At 35.3% G+C, this 3,402-nt stretch carries 6 protein-coding genes; all 6 read right to left on the bottom strand.

All coding sequences use genetic code 11. The features are described from left to right. Nucleotides 1–432 precede the first annotated feature (432 nt). Nucleotides 433–801: a hypothetical protein gene (locus Q0257_RS01275; protein WP_298020563.1), complete on the bottom strand. Its 369-nt coding sequence runs from the start codon at nucleotides 799–801 to the stop codon at nucleotides 433–435. A 35-nt stretch (nucleotides 802–836) separates the two neighbouring features. After that, nucleotides 837–1,319 carry a hypothetical protein gene (locus Q0257_RS01270; protein ID WP_298020561.1) on the bottom strand — a complete coding sequence of 161 codons (483 nt, stop codon included), beginning with the start codon at nucleotides 1,317–1,319 and terminating at the stop codon, nucleotides 837–839. A 179-nt stretch (nucleotides 1,320–1,498) separates the two neighbouring features. After that, complete coding sequence (locus Q0257_RS01265) at nucleotides 1,499–1,852, bottom strand: hypothetical protein (RefSeq protein ID WP_298020557.1); 354 nt, start codon at nucleotides 1,850–1,852, stop codon at nucleotides 1,499–1,501. 46 nt (nucleotides 1,853–1,898) lie between these two features. Beyond that, entirely contained in the window at nucleotides 1,899–2,426 is a 528-nt protein-coding gene (locus Q0257_RS01260) for a hypothetical protein (protein ID WP_298020555.1), read from the bottom strand. A gap of 13 nt (nucleotides 2,427–2,439) precedes the next feature. After that, nucleotides 2,440–2,847, bottom strand: a complete 408-nt coding sequence (locus Q0257_RS01255) for a hypothetical protein (RefSeq protein ID WP_298020552.1) — start codon at nucleotides 2,845–2,847, stop codon at nucleotides 2,440–2,442. Between the two features lies 1 nt (nucleotide 2,848). After that, entirely contained in the window at nucleotides 2,849–3,040 is a 192-nt protein-coding gene (locus Q0257_RS01250; RefSeq protein ID WP_298020549.1) for a hypothetical protein, read from the bottom strand. Nucleotides 3,041–3,402: the final 362 nt, after the last annotated feature.

Raw genomic sequence — 3,402 nt, 5'->3', positions numbered from 1 at the left:
TTAATGAGCTGGCGATCGCCATGGCGCTGGGCGCGAAGGCAGACTTTTTCAAAAACCAAATTTTTACGCATCCTAGCATTAGCGAGGCGCTGAACGATCTTTTCGGACAGTTTTAAATTTGAAATTTAACGGCGCTCGGGCTTGGCGATGCCCGGGCGGCCTAGCACAAATCGATCGCGAAATTTAATGCGCCGGAGCGGGTTAAATTTAGACTGGGTTAAATAATTTGAGTCTTTGCCACCAGCGCCTTTCTTGGTCGCTATAGCTTGGCACGCATCGCTTCATCCGCCGCTTGTAAAAAATAATTTCTAGGTTATCTTGGAATTATTTTAAAGGAGCTGTGCGTAAAATTCTGTTAGCACCTATCGGTATGTACTAATCGCTTGTTGTTTAGAATTTCAAAAATTTATACTTTATGGATAGATCTGAATTTTATTTATCCCCAAATATCAAATAGGCTAAATTTCTACTCAAATTCCCATACGCAACTACCCAGTACTCTCTTATGATATTTTTGATTTGTAAGTTATCGTCCAGAAAGTCGGCAAATATTTTAATCCTATCTTTGTCTACCGCGCTTAGCTCTTCATCCTCTTTCTCAAACGAAGCGACAATTAAATGCGACAGAGCAATCTTATCGTGGAAATTTAATGTCTTGTCTTTTAGTAAATTTAGCATTGACGTAATTTTGCCGATATCTGCTAATTCTAGCTCCCAATCTTGCTCATTTCCCGTCGAATCTAACCCCAAAAGCTTATTTAATTTTATTGCACTTTCTTTTCTTGCGAAATAATCGGTCATTTTATTATCCTTTATATATGTTTTCACCGCGATACTCAGACGACCGCGCTATCTAGCAGTTTCCTAGAATTTTGCAAAGCCCATACGAAATTTTCGAGCTCTACGCAGTCTTTTAATTCAAATCCAAAATTTAACAAACCTACCGATAGGGCGTCGCCATCTTTTATGACATGCGCTATTAGATTGCCTTTATGTTCTATACTCACTTTATTTTCATATCTTGTAAATTTAAAGATATTTTTCGAGCATCTTCCGTTTCTTTTTGAAAATTTCTCAAATTGCTCCGTAAAATTCGGTGTTTGATTCCCATCTTTTAGCCATAATCCCCCAGCATATAGCGCCCATATAAGCTCGTAAAAATTGATATTATGCCGAGTCTCGGTAGCAGCGACCAAAAGCTTATTCGTTTCATGGTTGATCTCTATTAAAGCCTCTCTGTCCATATGCCAAATCTCGGCTACTACTTTTTCTCTATCCGGCACGGAGGCAATTAAAAATTCAAATTCATTTTTTATCATATTAAAATCCTATTTTTTGTTTTTTGCTACCTAATTTAATTTGAATGCTCTATCGTTCGAGCCTAAATCATATTTACTCCATTCTTTTATGGCATCTTGCGCCATACTCTTTACGCGGAATTCCTGTCCTTCTAAATTAAGCATCTATTTTTCTCCATAATTCTATTAAATCATCATATCTAAATCAAATTTCTATCCATATCAAATATTTTGGGATAGTTTTTGTAGTTGATTTCGATGTAGTCGCCTTTTTTAAATTTTGCAGCTTGCGTTGATAAAACCTCTAAAACTACAAATTCAAATCCAAAAAATAGCTCATCCCATCCCTCTTCTCCCTCTTCAAGACCTGGATCACAGCATCCTTCAAAATCGTCATAAAATCTGACTTTATATATATCGTTTTCATCAAACTCAATGATAAACTCTCTTTTATTTAGTTCATATATATTTCTCGCCAAATTTTTCATAATATTGCGTTCGTTGTTCGAAAATCTTAACAAAAAATTCTCGTAAATTTCCTTTCCGCTTAGCATCGCACTCCTTTTTGCAGTTTAACAAAGATTTGTCCGCTTGTGCCTATTAATTGGCTTTTTGGCTATTGTACTTCACACTCTCAATCTCCGCAAGCGTTAATTTTGCCAAAGGATTGATAAGCTTAGCGATACAATATTTATTATCGCATGTAATCACGCTTTGGCGCCCATCTACTTTCATTGCGTTGGAGCAATTCGGGCACATTACATAGCCTTCGCCTAAATCAACGCCAATCGGAAAATTTAGCCCTCTCTGTTCTTTCAAAAATCTAAAAAATTCCTCTTTTGAAATTTTGATATTAGAAAATAATCGAAAAATTTCTTCTGCCTTTTGCCTTATCTCGCCTTCTTTAAAAAATACGTTAGGAGCCTTTTTAAAATCTTCATCAAACTCAGAAAATCTACCCGCCATCATATCCAATTCTTTTAATGCCTGCTCTTTCGCTTTATTGGTTGCGCAATATAGAGATTCCAAATCATACATCTTATAAAATTCATCACAAAACAGCTCTATATCGCACCAATCGTATATGAATCCAGCTATTAAATAATACAATTCTTCATTTTGCTGCATATTTCACCTCATTTTAAATTTTATCGCCATTTTTATTATTTACGCCTTTTAGAATTTCATGCAATAGCTCGTTTTCGGCGGCATTTTTCTCATCTAATATTGATATGCCCATAGTTGTTGGAGTTATCTTAGATAAAAATAGATTTACAAGCTCTGTTTTTTCATCGATTCCGTATGACAATGTAACGATATCCAATAAATCGTGCCACTCTATAAAGCTATCAAAGATATCTTCTAATTGCGACGCTTTCTCTGCGTAGAAGAATATCCACTTTACGCCTATAAGAAAATCCGTTGTGATATTACTAAAGATATCTATCTTATCCATAAAGTGCGATCCGATAAGCAAATATATGTCTAAGCCGCTTTTGGACAAAGAGCCAAGCTCGTAAATAGAACCGATATTTTTATAATTTATCATTTTATTTCTCGCTCCCTTGTTTTTTTATCATCTTTAGCCACTCTTTTTCAAATTTAAAATATTTCTCAAGCTTTTTATTCTTTTCTGCTTGATTCCACTTTTCTATCTCGGCATAATCTTGCAGTTCGCCTCCGCACTTAGGGCAAACACTCCTATCTTTAACGTCCGAGAAATTATAAAATTTACTTCTCATATTTTTGAAATTTTACCGTAATCTTCCTGTAAAATTTTACTTAAATTTAGCTATAGTCGTCGCTTAAATTTTATCTCTTTGAAATTTAAATTTCAACCGTTATCTGGCGTAAATTTCGCCGTTTTTTTAAAATGCGCGCCTCAAACGCCGCTTTAAAATTTACGTAGGTGCGAGAGACCAGAAGCCGCTGCGATAAATTTAAAGTCAAATTTTATTTCTAGCCATCTTTTAATTTGTTTCTTATCTTTGGTGTATTAAATCCCGCTTCGTTTCATTCGTAAATTTGAAACGTATCTTAAAAGCAAGGAGAGCCGATGAGCGAAAGAAATTTACAAATTTTAGGTTGGGCGGGCACATGCCTG

It is taken from the genome of uncultured Campylobacter sp., assembly GCF_938018035.1.
GTDB lineage: Bacteria > Campylobacterota > Campylobacteria > Campylobacterales > Campylobacteraceae > Campylobacter_B.
Note: the sequence above shows the minus strand (reverse complement) of the source record. Positions and strands in the feature narration are given on the sequence as shown.

Excerpts from the sequence above, each read along its gene's own strand:
- Q0257_RS01275 (WP_298020563.1), bottom strand. The coding sequence starts at position 801 with ATGACCGATTATTTCGCAAGAAAAGAAAGTGCAATAAAATTAAATAAG.
- Q0257_RS01250 (WP_298020549.1), bottom strand. The coding sequence starts at position 3,040 with ATGAGAAGTAAATTTTATAATTTCTCGGACGTTAAAGATAGGAGTGTT.
- Q0257_RS01270 (WP_298020561.1), bottom strand. The coding sequence starts at position 1,319 with ATGATAAAAAATGAATTTGAATTTTTAATTGCCTCCGTGCCGGATAGA.
- Q0257_RS01255 (WP_298020552.1), bottom strand. The coding sequence starts at position 2,847 with ATGATAAATTATAAAAATATCGGTTCTATTTACGAGCTTGGCTCTTTG.
- Q0257_RS01265 (WP_298020557.1), bottom strand. The coding sequence starts at position 1,852 with ATGCTAAGCGGAAAGGAAATTTACGAGAATTTTTTGTTAAGATTTTCG.
- Q0257_RS01260 (WP_298020555.1), bottom strand. The coding sequence starts at position 2,426 with ATGCAGCAAAATGAAGAATTGTATTATTTAATAGCTGGATTCATATAC.